21 protein-coding genes and 1 pseudogene are annotated in these 24,390 nt (G+C 46.9%); 7 read left to right on the top strand and 15 right to left on the bottom strand.

Annotated elements, in window-relative coordinates; translation table 11 throughout:
• Positions 1 to 153 precede the first annotated feature (153 nt).
• Entirely contained in the window at positions 154 to 1,215 is a 1,062-nt protein-coding gene (locus EL84_RS12085) for a LacI family DNA-binding transcriptional regulator (RefSeq protein WP_047841874.1), read from the top strand.
• Positions 1,216 to 1,451: 236 nt separating this feature from the next.
• On the opposite strand, the gene EL84_RS12080 is transcribed toward EL84_RS12085, so the two are convergent.
• The 3 genes from EL84_RS12080 to EL84_RS12070 form a co-directional block, all read right to left on the bottom strand.
• Positions 1,452 to 3,065: a hypothetical protein gene (locus tag EL84_RS12080; protein WP_047841873.1), complete on the bottom strand. Its 1,614-nt coding sequence runs from the start codon at positions 3,063 to 3,065 to the stop codon at positions 1,452 to 1,454.
• Positions 3,043 to 3,618: an RNA polymerase sigma factor gene (locus EL84_RS12075; RefSeq protein WP_047841872.1), complete on the bottom strand. Its 576-nt coding sequence runs from the start codon at positions 3,616 to 3,618 to the stop codon at positions 3,043 to 3,045. The genes EL84_RS12080 and EL84_RS12075 overlap by 23 nt, the downstream gene beginning before the upstream one ends.
• 261 nt (positions 3,619 to 3,879) lie before the next feature.
• Positions 3,880 to 4,395, bottom strand: a complete 516-nt coding sequence (locus tag EL84_RS12070; RefSeq protein WP_047841871.1) for a mismatch-specific DNA-glycosylase — start codon at positions 4,393 to 4,395, stop codon at positions 3,880 to 3,882.
• A 121-nt stretch (positions 4,396 to 4,516) separates the two neighbouring features.
• Between EL84_RS12070 and EL84_RS12065 the strand changes: the two genes are divergently transcribed.
• Together EL84_RS12065 and EL84_RS12060 are read left to right on the top strand one after the other, a co-directional pair.
• Positions 4,517 to 5,437, top strand: coding sequence for an AEC family transporter (locus EL84_RS12065; protein WP_047841870.1), 921 nt, complete (start codon positions 4,517 to 4,519; stop codon positions 5,435 to 5,437).
• Between the two features lie 225 nt (positions 5,438 to 5,662).
• Positions 5,663 to 6,451, top strand: coding sequence for an S-layer homology domain-containing protein (locus tag EL84_RS12060; protein WP_047841869.1), 789 nt, complete (start codon positions 5,663 to 5,665; stop codon positions 6,449 to 6,451).
• A gap of 68 nt (positions 6,452 to 6,519) precedes the next feature.
• Here EL84_RS12060 and EL84_RS12055 read toward each other — a convergent pair whose 3' ends face one another.
• A complete protein-coding gene (locus EL84_RS12055; RefSeq protein ID WP_047841868.1) occupies positions 6,520 to 6,771 on the bottom strand; it encodes a hypothetical protein in 252 nt (83 codons plus the stop codon).
• A gap of 275 nt (positions 6,772 to 7,046) precedes the next feature.
• On the opposite strand from EL84_RS12055, the gene EL84_RS12050 reads away from it, so the two are divergent.
• A complete protein-coding gene (locus EL84_RS12050) occupies positions 7,047 to 7,439 on the top strand; it encodes a RidA family protein (protein ID WP_047841867.1) in 393 nt (130 codons plus the stop codon).
• 137 nt (positions 7,440 to 7,576) lie between these two features.
• On the opposite strand, the gene EL84_RS12045 is transcribed toward EL84_RS12050, so the two are convergent.
• From EL84_RS12045 to EL84_RS12025, 5 genes are all read right to left on the bottom strand, one after another.
• Complete coding sequence (locus tag EL84_RS12045; RefSeq protein ID WP_047841866.1) at positions 7,577 to 8,209, bottom strand: copper amine oxidase N-terminal domain-containing protein; 633 nt, start codon at positions 8,207 to 8,209, stop codon at positions 7,577 to 7,579.
• Positions 8,210 to 8,304: 95 nt separating this feature from the next.
• Positions 8,305 to 10,983 carry a polynucleotide kinase-phosphatase gene (locus EL84_RS12040; protein WP_082218990.1) on the bottom strand — a complete coding sequence of 893 codons (2,679 nt, stop codon included), beginning with the start codon at positions 10,981 to 10,983 and terminating at the stop codon, positions 8,305 to 8,307.
• Positions 10,980 to 12,458, bottom strand: a complete 1,479-nt coding sequence (locus EL84_RS12035; RefSeq protein ID WP_047841865.1) for a methyltransferase type 12 — start codon at positions 12,456 to 12,458, stop codon at positions 10,980 to 10,982. The genes EL84_RS12040 and EL84_RS12035 overlap by 4 nt, the downstream gene beginning before the upstream one ends.
• 18 nt (positions 12,459 to 12,476) lie before the next feature.
• Positions 12,477 to 13,271: a nucleotidyltransferase domain-containing protein gene (locus tag EL84_RS12030; protein WP_047841864.1), complete on the bottom strand. Its 795-nt coding sequence runs from the start codon at positions 13,269 to 13,271 to the stop codon at positions 12,477 to 12,479.
• A gap of 27 nt (positions 13,272 to 13,298) precedes the next feature.
• Positions 13,299 to 14,792, bottom strand: a complete 1,494-nt coding sequence (locus EL84_RS12025) for a TROVE domain-containing protein (protein ID WP_047841863.1) — start codon at positions 14,790 to 14,792, stop codon at positions 13,299 to 13,301.
• A 371-nt stretch (positions 14,793 to 15,163) separates the two neighbouring features.
• Between EL84_RS12025 and EL84_RS12020 the strand changes: the two genes are divergently transcribed.
• Together EL84_RS12020 and EL84_RS12015 are read left to right on the top strand one after the other, a co-directional pair.
• Positions 15,164 to 16,519 (top strand): helix-turn-helix transcriptional regulator, encoded by a 1,356-nt coding sequence (locus EL84_RS12020; protein WP_047841862.1) that lies wholly within the window; start codon positions 15,164 to 15,166, stop codon positions 16,517 to 16,519.
• Complete coding sequence (locus EL84_RS12015) at positions 16,467 to 17,351, top strand: WYL domain-containing protein (RefSeq protein WP_047841861.1); 885 nt, start codon at positions 16,467 to 16,469, stop codon at positions 17,349 to 17,351. The genes EL84_RS12020 and EL84_RS12015 overlap by 53 nt, the downstream gene beginning before the upstream one ends.
• Positions 17,352 to 17,511: 160 nt before the next feature.
• Here EL84_RS12015 and EL84_RS12010 read toward each other — a convergent pair whose 3' ends face one another.
• From EL84_RS12010 to EL84_RS11985, 6 genes and pseudogenes are all read right to left on the bottom strand, one after another.
• The gene (locus EL84_RS12010; RefSeq protein ID WP_047841860.1) at positions 17,512 to 18,015 is read right to left on the bottom strand and encodes a hypothetical protein; all 504 of its coding nucleotides are present in this window, start codon (positions 18,013 to 18,015) and stop codon (positions 17,512 to 17,514) included.
• Positions 18,016 to 18,195: 180 nt separating this feature from the next.
• Positions 18,196 to 18,936, bottom strand: a complete 741-nt coding sequence (locus EL84_RS12005) for a hypothetical protein (RefSeq protein ID WP_036672426.1) — start codon at positions 18,934 to 18,936, stop codon at positions 18,196 to 18,198.
• A complete protein-coding gene (locus EL84_RS12000) occupies positions 18,933 to 19,631 on the bottom strand; it encodes an ABC transporter ATP-binding protein (protein ID WP_017690291.1) in 699 nt (232 codons plus the stop codon). The genes EL84_RS12005 and EL84_RS12000 overlap by 4 nt, the downstream gene beginning before the upstream one ends.
• Entirely contained in the window at positions 19,624 to 20,010 is a 387-nt protein-coding gene (locus EL84_RS11995; RefSeq protein WP_036606428.1) for a GntR family transcriptional regulator, read from the bottom strand. The genes EL84_RS12000 and EL84_RS11995 overlap by 8 nt, the downstream gene beginning before the upstream one ends.
• 225 nt (positions 20,011 to 20,235) lie before the next feature.
• Positions 20,236 to 21,099: pseudogene (locus tag EL84_RS11990) on the bottom strand (aldo/keto reductase).
• 46 nt (positions 21,100 to 21,145) lie between these two features.
• Positions 21,146 to 21,703, bottom strand: coding sequence for an STM3941 family protein (locus EL84_RS11985; RefSeq protein WP_053061462.1), 558 nt, complete (start codon positions 21,701 to 21,703; stop codon positions 21,146 to 21,148).
• 561 nt (positions 21,704 to 22,264) lie between these two features.
• Between EL84_RS11985 and EL84_RS11980 the strand changes: the two genes are divergently transcribed.
• Complete coding sequence (locus EL84_RS11980) at positions 22,265 to 24,274, top strand: alpha/beta hydrolase family protein (RefSeq protein WP_047841859.1); 2,010 nt, start codon at positions 22,265 to 22,267, stop codon at positions 24,272 to 24,274.
• The last annotated feature ends 116 nt before the right edge of the window (positions 24,275 to 24,390 follow it).

Genomic DNA, 24,390 nt, shown 5'->3' with positions numbered 1-24,390 from the left:
TCTCCATTATCGTGTAAATATTTAGTTGAACATATATAGATTGGAGCTAACACTCTAATTATATTGTTATTTTTGTTATGATAAATTATAATAACATTATTATTTGTAAGTGTACTGTGTCAGAAGATGATCGTCAAATGAAGGAGTAATGATATGTCACGCAAAGTATCCATTCAGACGCTGGCTGACCAGCTCGGATTATCCAAATATGCCGTCTCCCGCGCACTCAGTGGCAAGACGGGTGTCAGTGAAGCAACACGCGCACGGGTACTGGAACTCGCTCGGGCTTTAGGATATCGCCAAAGTACTCCGGGTGCTAACAATAGTCCTGCTACTGCAAACCATGCAGATCCGTCCGATCCACCGTTTGCTCTCATATGCATGAATCAGCTCAACCGCGGTGAACCTCACTACTGGCAACGTGTTCTGTCAGGCATGATCTCCGCCTGTAATGAGCGTGGTTGGCATCATGCCATTGTATCTCCCTCACTCGGAGTGACGGACGAGAACACCTCTCCCGAAAAAGCTATTGCTCCTCACTTGGACTGGGAACGTTGTGCCGGGATTATTGTCATGGGGGCTTTCCCGCATACGGTTCTGCAACGACTCTCTCAGACGGGGCGGCCTATTATTTTGGTAGATCATCAGGAACCCCTGCTGAATTGTGATACGATCAGCCATGATAATCTGGAAGCTGGCATCACCGTGGCTAGATATCTAATGTCTATGAATTGCCGAAGGATCGGCCTCATCACAGATGATGGTCGTGCTGCCAGCTTTGCGCAGCGGAAGATCGGGATTGAGTTGGCCCTGAACCATTTCCATGTGGACACCAGTCATACGACCAGCTTCAGAGAATGGAACATTCCGTATGAGAACGGGGAATGGGTTAACCAATTGGCCACCAAAATTCAAAACATGCCAGATGACGAACGTCCTGACGCCTGGATCGGTGTTAATGATGATATCGCCTTGCAATGGATGCACAAACTACAGGAGATAGGCATCTCCACACCTAAAAATTGTCTTGTCATCGGTATCGACAACGTACATTCTGCCGTTACGTCCTCCCCACCCCTGACCACAGTTAACCTGTGCAAAGAGGAACTTGGACAGCGCGCGGTCGAGGCTTTGCAACGCCGAATCGAACGCCCGGGGACACCAAAAGAAACCGTCATGTTATCGACCACGTTGATTCCAAGGGAATCGGCATAATTCGGAAAGGGTAACCGCTCTTTTTTGAAGATGGATTCGTTAGGTACTTGCTGTCCCGTGAGTCTGGTGCATACGAAAGAGGCCCCGCATACCATTATGCAGGGCCTCTTTCGTATATTAGGCTTATATTCTTATATTCCTGTACATTCACACTTAAATCTACTGATCCATCCACCCATCCTTATATCATTCATTCGAAGCTTCATTTACTTCATGTCTGAGAATTGTATTAGTGGTTATTTTAGCCAAGGCAAGCTATTGTACGACGGAAGATCCACTTCCCAATTCACATCGCGATACTCTCTATTGACTACGGTTCTTTTCAAAGTGAATTTTGTACCCTTTTCTTCGTTAAACCCCCGAATTTTTAATTGCAGATCATCTTCAACGTATTCACCGTTATTATTAGGCTGATCCGGATAACCGATCACTTCAACAGGATACTCTTTTCCATCCGAATCTACTGCAACCCAGCGATCACCCATGAAACTATTTCGGAACGTCCCTCTTCCCTTTAGAACTAGCGAAGACCCTTTTTTTACATCAACCTGCGGAGGAACATACGATTCCATCACTGGCTCGTAATCAAAATCATAAAACAATATTTCATCTCCAAGCTGTTCAAAATGTACAAAAGTATAAAAATCAACGTCCTTACGCATCTTACTCAGATCAACTTCCACTGATTTCTCTTCCTTCACCGGGAGGGTGTAACCATCCAGAACAAAGCGAATGTTCTTCGCATCTACCGTAACAAATGCAGGGTCCCATGTCTCCGACAACTTCAACGGTCCACCATTTCTTAACTCACTCAGATCTTGGAGTCGAAACTTGGCTTGACGGGCATCTGGTCTTATCCCATTGAAAATTCGATATTCATTTGTTTCAGGGATTTCAAGATGGTAGATGATGCTCATATAGTTCGCCCAATCTTCATTAACATTGGCACGAAGTTCATCTTCCAGACTCACATTCAGGTCAAGCCGGGTTCCGTTTGGGGTGCGTACAAGCTGTGTCATATCAAGCTTTAGTCCTTCTGGCGACGTATATGTGTTATCCATAGAATTTTCAACAGCCAATGATTTGGCTTTGGTCATATCGATATTGAATTGGAAGCTCCAATCCACCGTAACATCTCTATCTTCGTAGGATTTCTTCTCGTAATCATAATATCTGCCCACATTTAGATTACGCAGTTCACCCCGCACGACCACCTGATCCGGAATTTCATCATCAAACTGGAATAACAATCGTTCAGTTACGGAACCCTTAGTTCTGGTATCTCTTGCAAGAGTAGCAACCTGTCGTCCCTCTTCATCCGTAACATGAATTCTCCCCATCGCAGACAGTGACCGTGATGACCCTAATCCATCAGGTGTTGTTTGTTGCATGGTCATTACCATATGAGATCGGTCTACAAGCACGTCTTCAATTTTAAGCGTGTAGCCCTGGTCATTGATATTGATATCCGGATTAACTACAAGTCCGAGAGGTTTAAGACGCTTGTAATCATCCGCAAAATAGGAATATTTCAATGCTTCAGGCACAGGTATGTTAGGCAATGGCAGACGATCTACAGCATTTACCGCGGGTTGTGCTGGCTCTGCTGTTCGTTCGAAAGCAAACCAGGCCCCTCCCGCAAGAATCACAACTGCCGCTGCGGCGATTCCAGTCCGGCGCATCCAATGCGCTCTCTTGGATTTTTTCACGAATGGATGCTCTTCTTCTCCATTTTCCATAGACACGCCATCCAGCTTCTGCATGACCTTAAGCGTAAAATCTGCGTCCGGCTCCTCACGGTACAGGTGCTCCTCCCATAACCGATCTTCATCCCTTGAAATAGGCTTCATACGTAGCTAAACCTCCTTTGCGTTCCATTTGCTTCCTCAGCGTTTTTTTCCCGCGATAAAGGGCGTTGCGCACTTTGGTTGAACTCATACCTGTAATGTCTGCAATCTCTTCATAGCTCAACTCGTTTGTGTACTTCAGTAATAACACCAGGCGATACGATTCAGGTAACTGTTCGAGCTGTCGATATATCTCACGCTGCATCTCTTTATGCAGCACACGTTTTTCCGGTGTTTCATTACTGACAGGTTCGATCCTCTGATCGACCGGAGACATGACGGGTTTCTTTTCCCGTATAAAATCCCGCATCCGATTCACCGCAATGGTGTACACCCACGACGAGAAACTGCTTCCCTCCCGCCGCGACGGGAGATAACGATAGATACGAATGAACGTATCCTGAGCGAGATCCTGTGCATCCGGATGACTCGCGCCCATTCCGCGCATGATGCCGTAGACTTTATTTTTATATCGATCCACTAGCACGGAGAACAACTGCTTATCCCCTGCAACAATGCGCTGAATAAGCTCCTCCTCCGGTATCTGTTGAGTCATGTAATCCCCCTTCTCTACAGCTTCCATGCATGGTTCTGTACTATATAGACGGAAGCCGTTCCCGAAACCTCTCACTTTATCCAAAAAAAAAGAATTCGCCCTTATCGACAAAGCCGACTGGGTGAACTCTGTGTACCAACATTCTGTGATTACCGTTGTACATTCTCTACAGGTTTCGTGGTGAACTTTATGGCAACCCGAATCACACATTCCGTGGCAGTATATTCTTGCTATCTTTCTCTCTCCTGTCTTACTCGCCTCTTAATCTTCCCTGTTCTTCTCCGCAACAAAATCAGCAAGCTGGGAATAGATCGCCACAATTTCATCCATCGACATGCGCACGAGTCCACTGGACGACGGAGCGACGAACTCCTGAATTTCCTTGACGACCGGGTCGTCCTGGAATCCCCATTGCACTTTGGTACGTTTGCTGTACTGGGTGTACACTCCTTTTCCAACAAAACAAGCGATGTCCGGTTGGTATTTCTCCAGCTTTTGCCGTAAAATCTGTCGTCCTTCTGCATATTCTTCCTTCGTAATATCTTCCATACCTTTAGTGGGCCGGGCCACGATATTTGTGAATCCGTACCCCAGCTTCAGCAACTCTCCATCCTCTTGTGCATCATATAAACGCGGGGTTATTCCCGACCGTTCAAGAATGCGCCAAAACCGGTTTCCTTTGTAAGCATAATGATGACCCGTCTCTCCAGACGTAATGCTAGGATTGAAACCAATAAACAATATCGATAAACCAACATCCAGATGATCTGGAATCATGATGCAACCCCTCCTGATCTTTTTTAGCCTATTCCCACATTCGGTTGTGTATAAAATGATATAATGAGCAAAGCATTTTCGAAATCGGATTGAAATTTTCATGAAAAAGGAAGCTGAACTAATGATTGCAGACATCATGCTTGAAGTCGTCCTGCCCGTCTTTCTCCTGATCGCCGTCGGGTCCTGGATGCAAAAGGTGTTCAAGCTGGACTTGTACACACTCGCCAAAATCAATTTCTATTGTATTACCCCCGCAGCCGTCTTTATGAGCATGTACCACTCGGATATGTCGGGCGAACTGCTTGGGACCGTGACACTCTTTTACGCGATATATGTATTGATTCTCTATATTGTAGGTTCTGTAGTTGCACGCTCGCTTCGGATGAATAAAGGCATGAAGGCTGCCTTCAACAACAGTATTATGCTAGATAATGCAGGCAATTATGGACTGCCTATCAATGCACTGGTATTCCGCGGCGATCCCCTCGCCTCTTCCATTCAGGCGCTGGTCATGTCTTTACAGGCATTACTGACATTCACCTATGGCGTGTTGTCCATTCAGGGCGCGAAGCTCAAAGGTAATTACCGTGCGGTGATTATTGGTTTTCTAAAAATGCCTGTTCCATATGCGCTCTTGCTGGGGATTCTGTTTCACATGTGGAAGGTTCCCTTGCCTACGTTCCTGTCCATGCCACTAACCTATGCGCAGCAAAGTATGGTCGCTGTAGCGCTGTTGACACTCGGAGCACAGATTGTAAAATATCCAATTCGACTGTACCGTCTTGATGTGTATATTAGCACATTTTTGCGTCTCCTGATTGGCCCGGCTATCGGCATTTCAATTGTGCTTCTGCTTGGGTTGGAAGGTATCGCTGCACAGGCACTCATTATCGCTTCGGGTATGCCGACCGGTGTCAACGCATCCATCCTGGCGGAAGAATACGATAACGAACCCGATTTTGCAGCCCAGACGGTGCTGATCTCAACGCTCTTGAACATCATTACGATTACGGCACTGATCTCTTATGCCAAAACGTTCTGAAATTTAGATATGTAACGAATATATACATCTTTCTTGGAAAGACCTGTCTTCACATTGTGGAGATGGGTCTTTTTTCATTCATTATATTAAGCAAATGCCACAGCACCCTTTTTAGAATAGATAAATAGTCCCTTTATTCCCTGAAATAAGTATACGCTCGAAATTTATTATGCTAAGATTTAGGAGTTTCCAAAATTTGAATCTACATTTAGAAAGGAAGTCAGCATGAAAAAGCTAGTTATCATCATGTTCCTCTTGTCATCTCTCATCGCAGGCTCTACAGCTGCCAGTGCCAAAGGTTCCACCTTCAAGGATGTCACCCAAAACAAACACTCTTGGGCTATCGAATCCATTGAATTTATGAGTAAGAAGGGAATAATCAAAGGTTACCAAAATGGCACATTTAAACCCGATAATAGTGTGACCAAAGCAGAATTCATCACGATGTTTTCACAGTTATTTAATAAATACATAACGAACGATGACATGCCAACTCGAAAGTTTAAAGATGTTCCTGCCAGTCACTGGGCTTACAGTTCCACATCCAAAGCACTCTCACAGTTTACATATTCAACATATGCCATTAAGAAGGGAAACAACTACTTCTATCCTGATAACAAGCTCACTCGTATCGGAGTAGTAAACCTGCTACCTGTCTTATACGATGAGATTGATGACAGTCAAGAAGTCTATGACATTCTACACACGATGAAGGATATCCCCAAACGCGAGTATAGTGATGAACATTTGAAAGATGGACGCTTTAACTATGAAGTTGATGGGACCAATAAGGTCTACCCGTTACTTTTTGAAGGACTGGAACTTAGTGATGATCACTCAGCTTTGGTTGGTAGCAGTCTCGCAGCCTTACAAAAGAAAGGTATAATGACAGCAAATGAAGGCCTGTTTAATCCCAGAAAAACAATAACAAGAGCAGAAGCAGCAACTATTCTTCACAGGTTATATCTCGATTTACAAGCAGATGGTACACTTAAAAAATATTCAAGCAAATAGAACTTAAAAACACTCTGTATCCAGTCTACAACATGGGATACAGAGTGTTTTATTTTAACGAGTGTGTACTATGATTCAAACGTCGTTCGTTCCGGGAACTTGCCGCCTTCCCTGAATAAACATCGTACCAGTCGCTGCGCGGCTCGGTTAAAGAAAAAACTCGGGCTTACCCCATCCACTTGGACAGGTTCCAGTTCCCTCACACTTTCCTTGATCTTATTCATCTCAATGAGCCCCATCTTTCGCTCATTCGGTCCGAATCGATAAATAACCTTCTCATCGTCCTCCGTCTGTTTCACCAGCAGAATCACGGATGCCATACAGGTTACCCCCTATCGTTACGTTATGAGATTCCATTAATCACTTGCCTACTATAATTATTACCCAGATTCTAGGGGAAGGATATAGGACTTAAGTTAGTTATACCTAAATTAAATATCCTGATATAAAGATTCTCCGAAATGAGTCGTTGGGCTTACTAACACCGTGTTCACACTATCCTTATGGATAGTCACTGTCATGAAAGTGCGTACTGCACAAGTCGTTTTTCTCCGTTTATACTAACCTTATCTTGAATTTCAAAGGAGAGAAACTTATGACTACAGCTCAAATATATAGCCACGGTGTGCCCTGGGAAGAAGCATTTAGCGTTGCTCAGGGATACAGCATTAACGGTACGATCTACATTGCAGGACAATTTTCGCATGATATGCAGGGGACGTTTATTGGTGTCGATGATATTGAAGCACAAGTCCGCCAGACACTGGATAACTTGGATCGCGTGCTCGCAGGATTTAACGTGACCAAGTCGAACATTGCTGAACTGGAGATTTTTTTGGTTCACCCGCAGGAGCATCTTGAGCCATGTGTTGCCGTGTATAAAGAGTACATTGGTACTCATCGTCCGGCTGTTACGATGGTTGGGACATCTGGTCTCGCCTTCCCTCATCAACTGATTGAGATTCGCGCCGTTGCTCATAACAACTAACTGATCCAGGTCATCTCAAAAGTTACAGCACCACGCACACAGGCATGATAAGGAACTTGCTTTAACGAAGTTCATACGCCACATAAAAAAGCAGGTTGGGATTAGGTCCCAACCTGCTTTTTTATAATCTCTTAATCTTATTCTTTCACCTTCACTGTCAGCGTATTACCAGATGAAGTGAGGGATGCCCCAAGCCCTTCTACCAAAACTCTGATGGGAATGTACGTCGTTCCCTTAATTTCTTTGGGTGCTGCCTGTAGGGTGACTTCTTTCCCGTTAACCTTCACCTTTTTACTGCCCAAGGTAAAGATTAGCTTGTACTTGTCTTTGGTAATGGTAATGGTTTGAGTCTTACTGTCCCAAGACGTTTTGGCTTTCATTGCTTTGGCCATCTCACGCAGGGGTACGAGATTTGTGTTATTCATTACAATTGGAGATTCAGTGAAAATAACCTTGGAACCATTCACCTTCACCTGAACAGAAGACGTTATATATTCTGGTTTAGGAGTGGCTTTCTTTTGGGTTGCAGTTGAAGACTTGTTACTTTTCTTGGTACTTCCTGAACTGGATGAACTTGAAGATGAAGATTTGGAACTCGAAGAGGAACCTCCGTTGTGATAATGATATTCCCCTTGTTTCAGCCCCCATTTTGCACAGTTGGTACGACAGGTGTGCCCTCCACTCGAATCTGTTCTTCCTGGATGAGCAGACGCAACAGTAGCAAAAATCATGAAAATGGCAAGCAAACTGCTTATTACTTTGATACGCATACGGATAACCTCCAGCAATTAGTTTAGCCAGAGTATCATACCATATTTACCCATACAATATAGGTGAATAACAAAATTTATTTTCACATAACAGTTCACAAACGCGGGTCTACTCGCTCTGACTCCAGCGAAAGCGTCGCCAGCACGCATTCATGAATTCGTTCCACTGGCTCTCTGCGTATAAAGCGCTCAATACCCTCCATGCCCAAAGCACTCTCCATTAAGGCGTGACGTTCTTTTTTGGATGTTTTGCGTTTACGAAGTCGGGACAAATTCTCGGGTGCCAGGTAATCCATCCCATAGATGATGTGCAAATATGCACGTCCTCGTACTTTAATCGCAGGTTGAATCATTTTGTTGTTATTCCAGGCGCGGAACGTTTCAGGTTTGATGACAATGCCTTCATGTCCTTCCGCTGTAATCTCATCCCACCAACGAATGACATCCGCGTCATCTGCCTCACTTGCGATCACACGATATTCTGTCTCCATCATCAGGGTCGACATGCGAGCGAACTCACGGTTCTGCTCCATATGCCATTCATGTGTTTGCTCCCAAAATGCTCCCGTGCTATGGGCAAGTGTGTGGAACGGCGCAATCCGAATGTCCCCGATATCATGCACATCCCAGCAGTATTTCTGGAAAACATTGCGGAACGTCTCTGCATTAGCGAGTTTACCTGCTGTCTCCTGCAACCAGTCATCTACATTACGACCTGCCGCTTCAGCTTCGCGCAGTTTGTCCAGCACCGTAGAGCGATCCATGAGCGAAGCTTCGGCCACATGTGCATATTGTGAAGCAATCAGCTCACGCGCCTTCAGATTCCAAGGTACAATCTCCGCATCGAGCAGTACGAACTCCGTCTGATGACGATCAAAATACCCATCTGCAGTCAAGTCCGTATGTAACCTTGACAGCACATCTTGCTCTGTTGAAGGGTCAAAAAAGGATCGGCCTGTCCGTGTCACAATGTTCCCCAGCATAGGTCGGCCCACTCGCTGCACCGCAGCTTGCTCATCGCGGAAAAGAAGTAAAATGGCCCGGCTGCCCATGTGTTTCTTCTCGGCAACCATACGGGTAACGCCCTGTGAGCGATAATACTGGAACGCATCCTGTGGATGCTCCAGATACCCCTCTACAGAACAGACACCCGGGGGCGGACTCATCGTAGGCGGGATGTAGAGCAGTTCTTCCAGCGGCACAGTATAATGGGAAAACGTATCAATCGCCGTCTTCGCCACCTCACCGTGCACAGACACGTCGAGTTTGGATGCTGTCTGAACCGTGAAACCCTCCTTGAACTTACGTATGTTTGGCGGAGCAAAACGCCGCTGTTCCCAGCGCTTTAATGGACTATCCGGATCTCCAGCATAATCCTGCTTCGCCGGAACACTGACTGCCTCACGTTCTGGCATTCGCCAAGCAGTGAGCATGCCACCAAAAACGACACCTTGATCAATGTTGACCGTATCATTCACAATCGTAGGATATGGACGGGGATCATGTCCCCAGACGATGCATTCACCCGAATTGTGATCCACATACCAATCCTTGCGCACTGGCCGACCCTGCTCATCCGTACCTTCCACATCGCCATACCGGCAGTAATCCTGAATACGTTTGGACTGTTTTCCGATAAAATGATCTCGTATCCCTGCGTGTGCCACAACCACCTGTCTTACCCCATTTCGGGAAAAGACCAGATGAGATGGTGCATCAAGCAGAAAGGTCCTAAGCTCTGCACGTACTCGCTTTGCTGTCTCTTGGCCGTGCTCCTGCTCAAACTGTAGCAGTTCCATCTCCACCCGTTCGTCACCATGACTCAGCGTAACGTCTCGACCATCCAGATAACGTGCGATTTTCCAGCCGTGATTACTGTCAATCATGTAGGCGAGCTCGGCGGTATAATGACGTTGCCAGAACAACAGACATTGTAACGATTCTGGCCCACGGCTCGTTACGTCACCAACGGAGACCAATTTGCGTCCTTCAGGGTGACGGTACAGGCCACTTCCGTCCTTGTCCACATATCCGAGGCGCACGATTAATTCCATCATTTCATCATAACAACCGTGAATATCTCCGATGATATCAATACCTGTACCCATGTCAGTCACCAGCGGATTGGATGTGCAGACAAACGTAATCTCATCTGGCCGCTTCAGCACATAACTGGCATCAAAGCCATCCTCACGGATCGAGCGTAATGTGCGCTTGAACTGCTGCACCTGTTGTTTCACCCGTTGACGGCCACGCGGATACTCCCGCTGGGCATCACGTTCCAGTAGTTCTTTTTCCGGAATATCCAACACGACAGCAATCACAGGCACATGAGCCTTTCTCGCCACCTGAATCAGGCGCTCGCGATCCTCGGGATACAGATGTGTCGCATCCACCCAGGTCAGCTTGTTCAGGCGGCAGCGGGTTGCCAGCATCGCCTCCATCGCTTCAAATGCTTTTGCCGATACTTGCTGATACTCCGCATAGATCACATCCGCTTCACTGCGGGGACGGTGTTTCCAATCCACATACTCATCATCTCCAACCAGCATGCGGAATTGATCGGATGAGACGGCTTCCGTGCGGCGAATGACGCTTTCTGCAACAAGACGATCCAGCAACGTACTTTTGCCACTGTTGGACGGGCCGACAAGAACGACAATGCCTGCGTTGGGTAGATGAATCTCACGCTGTCTTTCCTCCGTCCCACTTTCCCTATCCTGCTGCCCTCTGCCTACATCCGAGATTTCGTTCGGTCTTACTATTCTCCTCATGATTGGCTCTCCTTTCTCCGCTCAAAAATGACCAGTTGGGTAGGTTGTCCATAACCTTCTGCATGCTCACCGATACCTTTAATTTCATAGGCATAGTTCCCTTGTTGCGTCCATTCCTCACACCGGGAAACCAGCTCCGCACGGGTCCACTCAAAGCGATGATCATGGTGGCGGAAGCTTTCCTGTTCCATTGCATACACTTCGTTATATTCCTTGTTTGGTGTAGTGACCAGCAGTACTTCTGGCTGATATTCGTTCATGATTGTATCCATAATTCCGTTCAGACGATATTCCTCAATATGCTCAATCACTTCGCACAGGATCATGAAGTCCTGGTTTTGCATCTGCTCGTCAAAATAAAACAGTGAACCGATGATCGGTTCCGGCATAGCCACCACTCCTGAACGACCCTCCAACTTAGCAAAGCGCTCCATGGCCCGGAGCCGCGACTGACCGGAAGGTTCAACGGCCAGAATTGCCTCCACACCGGGAATGTACGCCAAACGGGCAGACAGCTTGCCTTCACCCGCTCCCATATCAACAATGCTCCGTTTGACTGGCAACGCTGCAACCACATCTGTAATCGCACGATAACGCAACTCGTTTAACCTCACAGGAGGTTCAGATTGTCCGCCATCTGACTCGGACACCCTTAGCTCTTCTTGTCCTTCTTCCTGATGTCCCACGTTATTCTCCTGAATAACCGTATCCAAGACTTGAGCTATTCCGCTCTCCTGTCCAAGAGACGCAGACAATGTACCTTCTTGACGCTCATACTGCCGGATCAGTTCGGCAAAACGCAGAGTACGCTTCACGATGAGTTCTTTCAGTGGGTGAGCATCCAGCCACCCTTCACCATATCGTTTGATTTTATCGATCTCATCTTCACTGATGAAATAATGTTTGTAATTATCCAGTACTGGAATCAGCAGAAAGAGCTGGCGCAGTGCATGTTGTACTGTGTTACGTCCACGCAGGATGATATGGCGAACCGTGCTTCTATTTTTCAGATCAAATGAATACGATAGCTCTCCACGTTCCACCGAAACGGCGTAACCTAATGGCGAGAATAATTCCTCTACAACCCGATCCGGCAGATCGGAGGCCACCGGTCCAAAGGTCAGTTCCAACTCGAAAGCGTGTCCTACCCATTGCACATAATCTTCCTTGGGCTTACCATTCAGGGCTGTTCCTAGCGCCCCACGTATGTAAGAGCAGAACAGACTGCTGGTCACAAACTCACGATCATTGATATATTGCGTAATGTCATACCCATCCGGTGTACCTCTGACCAGATCCACAGGATCAGGCTCAGCATGAATCAGCACTTCTGTTTCGTTCTCTGTAGCCGTGGTGTACACCATTCTTACACGTACGCCTTTGTCTACCCGGTCATATATATTCAGCGGATTCTTCGCTAACAAATGGGATACAACCCCCGCGTCAGCGCCGCTTGCTTTCAAGATCAGATGCATCGGTTCTCCTCCTTTGATTCAATTCCACACCTCTTGCAATGCAAAACGGAAAATCCGGTCCAATTCTTCAAATTGAATAATCTGCTCATTCTCCATCTGGCCAGCCAGTCGTTCAAAATGCTCGATCTTCTCCGCCAAAAAAGCCTGTATTGCGGGCAGCTGCGGCTCCAGATCCAGTTCCTCGCCCGCCTTTTTCCGGCGTAGTAACTCATGAATCTCCGTATATAGCGGTGTAGTCGCAGGTACAAGTTCTTGCACTAGTTCTTCAAATGCCATCGGTGGCATCACATCATAACGTTCGATCCAGCCACAAGCCAGTAAGGGGCGAAGAACATAGAAATACTTTTTAATCCTCACTCGCTCACCTTGCAAATAGTCGCGGAAGTTCCCCTTTGCCATATTCAGATAATGATACATGCAGGACTTGGGCGAGAAGGTCAAAGGCGACAGTGCACGGATATGCTGTGCCACGTTATACTGTTCATCATACTGAATCGGGGATTGCAACCATTCCAGCAGTGGTGGATTTGATTTGCGAAACAGCTTCAACGCCTTGCGCAGATCCCAACCATTGATATCGAGCTGGTCACTAATTGGGCGTTCAATAACATCCCTTTTATCCTCAATCGACAAGTACCATTCTAGCGGTCTTACATATAAGAAACGCACATCATAATCACTATCCTGGGAAGGAAACCCCCACGCCCGGCTGCCCGATTCACAGGCATAGATGATCTGTACCTGCTCCTCCTGTTCAATCTGCTTCAGCTGTTGTCTGATCGTATCTTTCATTTCTTCATCAACATAGGTCATGGTCCGTCCCCTCCAAATTTCCCAATTCTAAATCTCTAGCTCTCTCACCCGGTTCGCGAGTGTATCATATCCTGCTACAGTCTCAGCAATATACGTCAATACCGTTTCACTCCAACCGTAGATGTAAAAGGTTTTGCCATCCCGTGGCGGTACCATTGCCTGCTGATAAGGTGCTATATCCACAATAAATGCCTTCAACTCCTGATTCATCATCCGGCGATATCGCTCAAGCTCAGCATATAACGGGCTGCCTTCATTCTGCTGTTCATCGGTGATCATAATGATCTGATCCACTTTTTCTCCGATATCCCGAAGTTCCCGCACCGGTCGACCGGTGTTTGTTCCACCTTGTGCGCGAATACGGTGAGCTTGGGAAAGGATGCTCTCATCCATCTTGGGACGAGCGTCCTCAACCATATGGTCGAATAACCAGAACAGTGCGTTACCTCTTGTTTGTTTATAAAGCGCCAGTGCCAGCACCGAACCAATCCGCAAATAATCCCCTTGCATGGAACCGGAGCGATCTAGGAAAATAGCCGTTCTTCCCGGCAGTGTTGGCAGATTGCCAATGGATAGTTCCATTGCTTGCCGCAAAGCATCCCGCAGCTCTTCCCTCGCAATCATTTCATATGCACTGGCGAATCGGAAAGGTAAGATGCGCGACTTACGCAGGGCTTCTGCATCCGTTAGACGACCTGTTACGTAATCGATATTTTTCGATTTTTCAAAAACTCCCGCACGATCCATTGCATTCAGATGGCGCAACAACGCAAAAGTCGGCATCTGTGACATTAACGCCTCCCACACCGTACGTGTCGGTTGCATGATCGAGGTGACCACCGAATACGGGAGTTTACCTTTCTCGATCAAATGCATCCGGCTTGCCGGGTTTGGGGTAGCTTTCAGCTTTTCAAGCGCCTGCAACTGCGGAAGTTCCGTAAGATCCACCTCATGCCCGCGCAAATAACGAAACAAGGCTTGTTGCTTCGTATCTATCGGCTTGGGATGTGCTGTAGCGATCATATCGCCCAGACTGTATCCACGCCCACGCCCGTTGTATTTGATCGCCCAATATTCAGTAATGCCGTTCAAAAATTGACTCACCTGACGCTTAACCGCTCGACCACCCTGTCCCCGACCAGTTCCTCTTAGAATCGTCAGAAAATCAGCCAAGTCAGCCGGTGTCTGTACGACTTGGGAGAACACCTTTGCAAAATGATCCACATCCACTTTGGACAGCAGTGCCAGCCCGTATAGAGGCTGTAACCGCATCAAACCTTCATTACGAGCATAGACCAGCGCCCGCGCCATAAACCCTGCATCGACCTCAGCCATCTCCTGATGACTGACCATCGCATCGTCCATCAGTTGCTGGGTATCTGCATAGAACGTATTGTTCAAAGTATTGGTCATCAACATCTGTATATATTGTTCCTCCACCAATCGCTCATAGGCTCCGTAGCCCCCATGATTACGTGTCGTTGGCAGAGGTTGATTAAATAATTGTTTCGCTCTGCTCATCACTCATGACCTCCCGGTGTGAGTCTATTTGCTGTTCTTTCATAATAAAATGTTCCGAGGAAAAAGGTGGGAAGGTATAATACCCGCTCTACCGCTGAGCTACACCGCCATAAACGGCGGCGATTGGATTCGAACCAACGACCCGGTCGATTAACAGTCGAAGTAACCCTCCCTGGCGCCTCGGAAACTTGATCCGCAGAGTTTGTTGCTGCTCCGCTTCACAACCTCATTATGCCTCACACATCTACACGCGAACATGGCGAAAGTATGGCGACGAATCATTTTCTGAAATGGAGTCAATCTTCATAAGTTTAAAATGAAACCTGCCACCCATCCTGCTACAATGAAGGGATAACAAGGAGTGAATGTTCATGGCAAGAGAGAGTTTTGACAAAGAAATTCAGTTCTTACGCATGTTATCCCTAACAAGCGGTGCATATAACCGCAAACAATATGCCGAGCGGCTTGGCATATCCGTACATACCTTTGATAAAACCAATCGCAGATTAAAAGAAATCATGCAGACCGTCGCCGACCAACGCTCAGGTGCCGAAGCAGGCCGGGAAATGGCGGATCTCGTTCGCTTCCAGTATGGAGAATCGGCCGAACCCCTGCTGCTCTTCCTCTTCCGCGCCAAGTCGATGAAAGAGACTGAAGTTCAGCGGCTTTCTGTCCTTTTGCATACCTTACAACATAAAACCCTGACCGCGATGGAACTGCTGGACGCCTGCTGTGCTGATCTGCCGGAGGATCTGGCGTTACCTGACGAGAAAACCATTCGTTCCGACCTGAAGTATTTGGAAGAGGTTGGGGTTATTCGAAAAGAGCCGGGTGGCAGACCGTATCGATATGCTTTACAACAGGACGTCCTTACCGAATTGACAGTGGAGGAACAGCTGGAGTTGTATGATTTTGTGGATATGATGGCGAACACCCAGGTTCCTTCCGTACAGGGGTACTTATTGCGGGACAGTTTAAAAAAAGCCATTACGGCAAGTTTCCCGCAAGAAGAAGCTACCGAGCCCTATATCTATAAGTATCACTATTATTCTCGTATCCTGGACGAAGCTCATCTCTACACGCTGCTTAGTGCGATTCGTCAACGTAAACGTGTGCAGTTCCTATACTATTCACCGAAAAAACCATCCAGCTACAGTTCACAGAATACGAATCCACGTTTTGAACGGCAAGCAGGTGGTCGATCCAACCGGATCGTGCCCCTTGAAGTGATCTATGACCATCAGTATGGTCGTTGGTATGTAATTGGATATCAGGGTCGCCGCGGCTTTGTGAAATTCCGCATGGAAGGCATAACACAGTTGGAGGAACAAGATTCAGTAGAAGAGCAATACATGCTCGAACTGAAGCATCAGTGGACCGACATTAGTCGCTACAGTTGGCTCGTGGATACGGGAAATACCGTGACGGTTCAAGCTCGCTTTTTCCACCCGGAGCGTGGTCAGCGCAACTTTATTCTGGATCGGGTTCGTCTGCAAGGTCAATGGGGCAAAATTATACCCGAAACGGATCATACCTTTCTCTACGAAATCCAGGTCAACGGTACCACCGAGATCAAACCGTGGTTACGGAGTTTTGGCTCAAGCTGCGAAATAATCGCACCTCAGAGACTACGCCAGGAGATGATTAAGGAATGGAAGGAGATTGCCGAATATTATGAACCTGTTCGAGAAGATGTTCAATTACCAGATGATGACACGACTGAATGAAACCGGACTGTTCACCTGGACCTCACAGGAACGGGCCTGGCTTCGCATGATGCTGAATCACCCTGCTGCGAGAGAAGCACTGAGCGCTGTAACATTGGATAAAATGTACAACATGCTGAATGGTGAGCAGGACCTGAACCTTCAAGATTACCTGACTGAAAAAGCCAAAAGCGAAGAAAACAATGTCTCTCACCCACTGCTTAGACAGTTACGGCTAATCATTCTGCATCATCAGGGATTTCGCATGACGGGTCGCGTCCGCAATGGACGCACGAGCCATGATGAATTTGGCTTCCCGTATAAACTGGAGTATTCCATGGTCAAAAAAGAATGGTACGTGCTCTGGTATGCTCCTCGCTTCGACAAACTCATGTCGACCAAGCTGCACAGCATCGTTACCGTGGAAGCCCAACCGGTTGAACCGGATACCGCCTCGGGTTACACTGCCCGCATTGCTGCGATAACAGAGAAGCGTAAAACGACCATCACCATCGAGGTACTGCCCGAGTTCAATCAGGAGCTGTCCCGAATCCTCTATGCCTTCTCCTGCTTCGAAAAACAGGTCGAGTACCTGGAAGCCAAGCAGACATATCGGATCGAGCTGACCGTTCCGCGCAATGAGATGGATTACGTCTTATCCAAAATGCGTTTTCTCGGCAAACGGGTTCGAATTGCTGACCACACAGTGCTGCGGGAGCGAATGTCGGAAACAGCTGCGAAGGCATTAGCCCGTTATGCGGAAAAAGATCCTGATACGCATTCCGAATGCTCCAATGAAGTTCAGCACCGCCAACGTGAGGAAGGCTCTCTTGCGAAAGCCGATGGTCAATGATTTTGTAAGATTGGGTTAACCATAACTATTGCTCAAAAGCCAAATCAAATCCATATACGAAAAAAAGGTCTGGATAATTTCATCCAAACCTTTTTGGTATACTTGCTTGCTCGTAAAAATGTCATAAACTTATCAGCGGAAGTAACTCTATTCGTTCCACTTACGTCGCTCCACCACTGCTAGCTGCCGAGTTCCGTCTTTTGTTAATCGCGTGCACGCCCATGACCACTGCAATTAATTCATACGTGTCCAGTTGTTCCGACTGGTTATCTAATACAAATGCCCCTGAACTAAACCAGCCGCTGGTGCGACGGAAACTGGCCACGATGCGGCCACCACTGCCACTTATATCATATTCCTGCGAAAATGCTGGGGCAGACACATCATACGTACCGCGTGATCCCGCATCATATTCATACTTTTTGTTAAAGAAACTGAACCTGGCCCGAAGCACACCCAGATGTCTCCCATCTGCTGCAGTGATATCCCAACGATTCGTTAACATGCGAAATTTGCCGCTGCAGACCAATCCCGTGTTATCCGATACATCGAGCGAAGAACCAAAGACACTTTTCAAATCCAGATGCCCTGCCTGTTCCTGATTCGGATTCATAATCTCGGTGTAACCCGCGTTAAAAAAGTTATCCCTGAAGTATAGTTCCATAACGCTTCCTCCTTTCGCTTACATATCCTTTTGTTCTCTTTAACCTATTCTCGCCTCAAGCACACAATATATTTATATATACGTATAATTAATGGTAATGGATTCAAAAAGTGGATTATTACTGGATGTAAAAAAACGAGCAACCCTGGTTGCTCGCATCACGTTCAAATTATCCTGTCATCAAACTTCGACTTTTTTGTTGTTCAAGTAAATGGTAGCCCATACCAAGATGACCGCCACAATGACTTCAAATACAATGCTTCCCCACATGCCGTCCGACCATAGTACACCATTGGCTGTGATTGCAATACCTGTACTTTCTTCCGTATACCGGAACATCTCATTTGGACTGAAGCGTCCTGTCGTAATGATATTTTCCAACCAGCCAAGCAGATTAACGAGGACAAAGAATGCAACGATTCCAATCCATGGCCCCGTTCTCCAACGGAAGCTGCCTGCAATCGAGATCGAAAGGAAGATAATGACGGTCATGAATACCATAACCCATGCGCTAAACAGCAACAAACTAATATAATCCGAAACATGCAGACCCGAAAGATCAATATTGGTAGCCATGTTCATTCGTAGCTTCATTGAGATATAGATGTAGGCATGAGTCGCGAATATAATGACTAACCCCAACCCGCAAAGTAGTCCAAAGATCAAAGGAGACAAAACATGTGATAGGCCCGTTACGGGTAACAGACGGCGATTATAAGAGCGGATATTGGACGTGTATGTTTTGATCATTTTCACATAAATAGCCACACCAACTCCAACATAACCCATAATGCCAAGCACAATCCCTGTGACCTCAGACACGAAAAGGGAAAGCCCCACTTGAGCGATAATCAAAATAACTAGCCCAGCCAGCAGTGTATTCCAGTTCCTTCTAAAGTCATACTTCAATAATGTCATCATTCCGCATAGACCTCCTTGAACATCTCATCCACACTTTTCCCATATTTCAGACGGAGCGTTTCCACTTCTTCCCGCATCACCAGCTCACCCTCGCGAATAAAGACAACTTCATCAAAAATCCGTTCGATATCATTCACAAGATGCGTGGAGATAATCAGACTGCTGTCTTCATCATAGAATTTGACGATCGCATCCAGAATCTTGCCACGCGCGACCGGATCTACTCCGCCAATCGGTTCATCCAGCAAATACAGACGAGCCTTACGAGAAAGTGCCAGTGTTAGTTGTAGTCGTTCATTCATACCTTTTGACAGATGTCGTACCCGGTCACTCTCGACAAGGTTCATGAAGTCCAGCATCTCCCGCGCCTTCTCCTCATCAAAATCAGCATAGAAATCGCGATAATACGCAATCGCATCCCGCACTCTCATCCACTTCTCGGTTAATGGACGATCCGGCATAAATGAAACCAGCGCCTTTGTCTCCAGCCCAACAGGCTTACCTGTGACTTGAATCGTTCCGCTGCTCGGATGTAACAACCCTGCAACCAGCTTCATGAGCGTACTTTTTCCACTACCGTTGCTACCCAGCAGACCTACGATTCGTCCTGGAGCAATATCCAATGTAATATTACTGAGCGCTTTCTTATTGCCATATGTCTTATTGATCTGGTTCAGTTCAAGGATGTTACTCATGCGTTGTTCCTCCCTTTCCTTCCGCAACGGCATCGGCTACGATGGATAAGATATCCTGCTCTTCGATCCCCAGTTCCTGCATTCCGGTCAGAAAGCGTTCCAGCAATTCACCGGCCATCTCTTTTTTGATCGTCATAATCTTCCGCTCCTCACTGGTCACATATCTGCCCAAGCCCCGTTTGGTTTCGACCACTTCTTCCCGCTCAAGCTCCTGAAATGTCCGTTGTACTGTATTTGGATTGATCTGTAGTTCAGCCGCCAGTTCACGAACCGAAGGAATTTTGTCACCTGCTTGAAGTGTCCCGGTTACAATCTGTCTCTTGATGTACTGCATGATCTGCAGATAGATTGGTAAATTGTTATCAAATTCTATAGTCACAAAGCTCTCGCTCCCCTCTGTACTGGTGTGTTAGTTACATAGTACACTAGTGAAATAGTGTTGTAAAGCCCATTTGTTAAAATATATATTCGCTCAATTGATGGGCAAGCTTCTGCTATCGATATCCATACAAAAAAAAGAGCAGATCGTGAAGATCTGCTCTGCATAACATTATTAATCGTATTGTTATCTTTTTCATATGCTTATCCAATAAAAAAGAGCCAGCTACACGATATCTAGAGGTACTTTGCCTTTAGGTGCAGGGAATGCCTCATCCAAACGGGCGAGTTCCTCTTGTGTCAAAACGATACTCACTGCTGCTGCATTGTCTGCCACATGATTCAGCTGTACCGCCTTCGGAATCGCCAGTACATCTCCATCCCTGATCACCCAGGCTAATGCGATCTGCGAAGTCGTAACTCCTCGATCCTGCGCAATCTTCTGAATAACTGGATGCTCCAACAATTCACTTCGAAGTCTGCCACCCTGTGCCAGTGGACAATACGCCATTACAGGAATGCTCCGTTCCCGCATCCAGGGAAGCAGATCATGTTCAATACCACGCGAAGCTGCATGGTAGAGCACCTGATTCACCATGCACTGAGCACCCTCCGGCAGGCTCCATTACTCCTGCATATCCCTTGTATCCAGATTTGATACACCCCAGCGAAGAATTTTACCGGACTGCTTTAATTGCTCCAAAGCCTCAACCGTCTCTTCGAGTGGTACTCCCCCTCGCCAGTGGAGAAGATACAGATCCAGGCGATCTGTACCAAGACGCGTGAGACTACGCTCACAAGCGGTAATCATCTGCTTGCGATCCGCATGATGGGGATACACTTTGGATACGAGAAAAACTTCATCACGATAGCCCGCGATGGCCTTTCCCGTAACAACTTCTGCCCCACCTTCTGCATACATCTCCGCCGTATCAATCACGGTCATTCCCTGTTCAATACCGGAACGAAGTGCTCGTACTTCTTCTTCTTGGCTAGATTGCTTCTCTCCCATGTTCCATGTGCCTTGTCCTATCGCAGGCAGGGCAGTTCCATCCGGAAGTAGAATCGTGCGTGTTGGATTACCATGCATCATCTATATCCCTCCATTCTGAAGACTTATGGACATTCTGACCTCTCTAACGACGATTATACGAATCATAAATCATGTTATCACTCACATGTCTCCAGTGGCTCATCATCATGATATACAATTGATCAAGTGGCACTGTGAGGCTACTTTGGGCAACGCTGATGGTCGCATCGACCATATTGCTGTTGACCGTCATTAATTTGCGTTTCATCCCGTTCTGGCGATCCAGAAAGGCTTTCTCGTCCCGCAATTTGACCCCGATCATTTTCTGTCCCATCAATTCATACATAAAAATATTCTCAACGTCTTTCCAGGCCACTGCTCCTCCTGCGGTATAAGAAGATGCATCTACAAACCCATCCTCATCGATTACAAAAGAAGGTTCCTTCTTAATCATCTTTACCAGACTGTAGCAGAAACATAGCCCAAAAAACAAAATGGATAGAAGTCCAATCACATCCGAAAGGATGGAATCATTCGTAACTGAAGAACTATCAAAAATCAAAAAAAATCCGGCTGCCACAAAGAGTGCCGCCCCTGCCGTAAGCCACGCCATTCGATTCCGGCTTGGATATTCCACATGCTGCTCATAGGATGTGCTCAACGTGACGTTCCTCCTCCATTGTGACTGAATCATACGAGTTCTATATAAACGAATGGCTATGAACCAATTACCTGAATGTAGAACAGGAATTGCATTGTACATTAAACCAAATTAACCAATGTTAAACATTAAATTAAGACCATTTTTCGTCATTTCTGCGCTTATTCAACATTAGGATTCGTCATCCTTCGAGCAAATCCTTTAACACACCTATATGAATTGAACTAAAGAATTTTCACATGGGTCACTCCGATGACAGAACAACCTTCCGATCGCTGTTATCCCCAGATTTTTCGATTCCACTTTTTCAAAGTGAAAATCCGGGGATAGCCTATGCTTCCGATGCAGCTTTCTTTCAGAAAGCTTTTAGGCGAACGCTCTGCTTCTTCAGGTTATTTCTGTCATCTACGTTACGTGCAAATATTTAATCCAATTAATATACATTGTTAAATGTCTTGCTCCTCCTTCATTACGCTTATTGTCCTGTCCCTAGCTTTCCGTTAATATAAATGGAAAGGTTAGGAAATTAACCGATTCTAATTCATGGTGGGAGGACAAACAATGATGAGTCAGCGCGGCATAACATCGGAAGATCTTTATCAGATTACATGGGTTAATGATCCAACTCCGTCCCCTCAAGGCGGACAACTGGTATATGTAAGCCGGAAAACGAATGAAGCACGTGACGGTTATTGTTCTCACCTGAGACTGCTGCATCTGGGGAGTCAGAAGGACAGGCCCTTTACCTCTGGTGAGAAGGATCATTCCCCTGCCTGGTCGCCCGATGGGTCTCAGTTGGCCTTTTTAAGAGAGGTTGATGGGAAATCCCAGGTGTGGATTATCGCATCAGATGGTGGAGAGGCACAGCAAATCAGTCACCTGAAACATGGCGTCAGTTCCCTACTCTGGTCACCAGATGGTCATACTTTGCTTGTGAAATCATCCGTGGATATGAGCGGAGATGAAGAGTCAGAACATACAGATCCTATAAACGATAAACCCAAACTGCTGCAAGAACATGTCGTAGACCGGATTCGCATGAAGTCAGATGCCAGTGGATTATGGAACGGTCGACGTTCCCACCTCTTCGCTCTCGCACCAATCGATGCGGAAGCAATTCCTGTAACTACAGGTCATTATGACGTTGGAGACTACGCCTGGTCCCCGGACGGAACATCCATCGCTTGGATCACGCAAATGCCTGAAGAAGGTGAGGACCATAACGATTACACCCTGACTAATCATGTGTACCTTGCCAAAGCAGACGGATCGGATGTGCAGCAGTTGACCCCGGAAGGGTATACGTTCAGCCGGCTGGCCTTTGCACCAGATGGACAATCTCTTGCACTGCTCGCCAGTGACCGTTCCTATGGAAATGCCACACTTGTGAAGTTGTACACCCTTCAGATATCAGGTGGTGAACTCGTATGTCTGAGCACAGATTGGGACGTACAGTTGAATCACAGCATTGTTGGCGACATGCGATCACATCTGACAACCACGGGGCCTGTATTCAGCAGGGATGGTTCTTCAATCTTCTGTCTGGCGACCATCCATGGTAGTGTACGCATCGCCAAATTCGCTCGAGACGGCAGCAGTGCCGACTATATATGGCCTGACGAACGGGAGATTTATCAATTTGCCGAGTTGGAAAACGGGCAGATCGTTGCCGCTGTAGCCGATACACTAAATCCTGGTGATCTCTATATATATGAACAAGCGGAAAATCCCGGGGTAGAACCGATTCAGCTCACCCGCAGCAATCCACAGCTTGAGGATGAGATCCATCTAAGTACACCTGAGACCTTCTGGTTCAATTCCTCAGATGGCCTACGGCTGCAAGGATGGATCATGAAACCTCCTGGCATGGTCGACGGGGTCAAAATTCCGACCATTCTGGAGATTCATGGCGGCCCGCACATGATGTATGGTTTTACATTTATGCACGAGTTCCAGATTCTCGCCGCACAAGGCTACGCTGTTGTGTATATCAATCCACGCGGTGGCCTCGGATACGGGCAGCAGTTTGTAGACGCCTGTCGCGGAGATTATGGCGGTGGCGATTATCGCGATCTCATGGAGAGTGTGGATTATGCCCTGTCCCAGTATGAGTTTATCGATGAATCACGATTGGGCGTAACCGGGGGCAGTTATGGTGGCTTCATGACCAACTGGATTGTTGGACACACGGACCGCTTTAAGGCGGCTGTTACCCAGCGTTCCATCTCCAATTGGCTATCCTTCTACGGTGTAAGTGACATTGGATATTTCTTCACGGAAGACCAGATTGGCGGTAACGCGTGGGATGACACGGAAAAACTATGGAAACATTCCCCGCTCGCTTATGTCGGAAACGTCAGTACTCCGTTGCTCATTTTGCATGGCGAACAGGATCTGCGGTGTCCAATTGAACAAGCCGAGCAGTTGTTCATTGCATTAAAACGGCGCAAGCAGACCACAAGACTTGTTCGTTTCCCAGGGGCAAACCACGAGTTGTCCCGTGGAGGTCACCCTCACTTGAGGGTACGCCGTTTGGAGCATATTGCCGGATGGTTCAACGAGTACCTGTAAGGACTGTTAGTTCAGAGTATAGAACCAGATATGGATTCAACCCTAAAAGCCGTCCAATGAAATCTGTTATGATTTCAATGGGCGGCTTTTGCTGTTCACCTTTTATAGAAGGAAAG

It is taken from the genome of Paenibacillus sp. VT-400 (genome assembly GCF_001029205.1).
GTDB classification, from domain to species: Bacteria; Bacillota; Bacilli; order Paenibacillales; family Paenibacillaceae; genus Paenibacillus; species Paenibacillus amylolyticus.
Note: the sequence above shows the minus strand (reverse complement) of the source record. Positions and strands in the feature narration are given on the sequence as shown.

Bases quoted from the DNA above. Each gene is read 5' to 3' on its own strand.
- EL84_RS12015 (WP_047841861.1), top strand. From the start codon at position 16,467: ATGAACCTGTTCGAGAAGATGTTCAATTACCAGATGATGACACGACTG.
- EL84_RS12010 (WP_047841860.1), bottom strand. From the start codon at position 18,015: ATGGAACTATACTTCAGGGATAACTTTTTTAACGCGGGTTACACCGAG.
- EL84_RS12030 (WP_047841864.1), bottom strand. From the start codon at position 13,271: ATGACCTATGTTGATGAAGAAATGAAAGATACGATCAGACAACAGCTG.
- EL84_RS12005 (WP_036672426.1), bottom strand. From the start codon at position 18,936: ATGATGACATTATTGAAGTATGACTTTAGAAGGAACTGGAATACACTG.
- EL84_RS12055 (WP_047841868.1), bottom strand. From the start codon at position 6,771: ATGGCATCCGTGATTCTGCTGGTGAAACAGACGGAGGACGATGAGAAG.
- EL84_RS12045 (WP_047841866.1), bottom strand. From the start codon at position 8,209: ATGCGTATCAAAGTAATAAGCAGTTTGCTTGCCATTTTCATGATTTTT.
- EL84_RS12075 (WP_047841872.1), bottom strand. From the start codon at position 3,618: ATGACTCAACAGATACCGGAGGAGGAGCTTATTCAGCGCATTGTTGCA.
- EL84_RS12065 (WP_047841870.1), top strand. From the start codon at position 4,517: ATGATTGCAGACATCATGCTTGAAGTCGTCCTGCCCGTCTTTCTCCTG.
- EL84_RS12050 (WP_047841867.1), top strand. From the start codon at position 7,047: ATGACTACAGCTCAAATATATAGCCACGGTGTGCCCTGGGAAGAAGCA.
- EL84_RS12020 (WP_047841862.1), top strand. From the start codon at position 15,164: ATGGCAAGAGAGAGTTTTGACAAAGAAATTCAGTTCTTACGCATGTTA.
- EL84_RS12025 (WP_047841863.1), bottom strand. From the start codon at position 14,792: ATGAGCAGAGCGAAACAATTATTTAATCAACCTCTGCCAACGACACGT.
- EL84_RS12085 (WP_047841874.1), top strand. From the start codon at position 154: ATGTCACGCAAAGTATCCATTCAGACGCTGGCTGACCAGCTCGGATTA.
- EL84_RS12000 (WP_017690291.1), bottom strand. From the start codon at position 19,631: ATGAGTAACATCCTTGAACTGAACCAGATCAATAAGACATATGGCAAT.
- EL84_RS12080 (WP_047841873.1), bottom strand. From the start codon at position 3,065: ATGAAGCCTATTTCAAGGGATGAAGATCGGTTATGGGAGGAGCACCTG.
- EL84_RS12040 (WP_082218990.1), bottom strand. From the start codon at position 10,983: ATGAGGAGAATAGTAAGACCGAACGAAATCTCGGATGTAGGCAGAGGG.
- EL84_RS12070 (WP_047841871.1), bottom strand. From the start codon at position 4,395: ATGATTCCAGATCATCTGGATGTTGGTTTATCGATATTGTTTATTGGT.
- EL84_RS12060 (WP_047841869.1), top strand. From the start codon at position 5,663: ATGAAAAAGCTAGTTATCATCATGTTCCTCTTGTCATCTCTCATCGCA.
- EL84_RS11980 (WP_047841859.1), top strand. From the start codon at position 22,265: ATGATGAGTCAGCGCGGCATAACATCGGAAGATCTTTATCAGATTACA.
- EL84_RS12035 (WP_047841865.1), bottom strand. From the start codon at position 12,458: ATGCATCTGATCTTGAAAGCAAGCGGCGCTGACGCGGGGGTTGTATCC.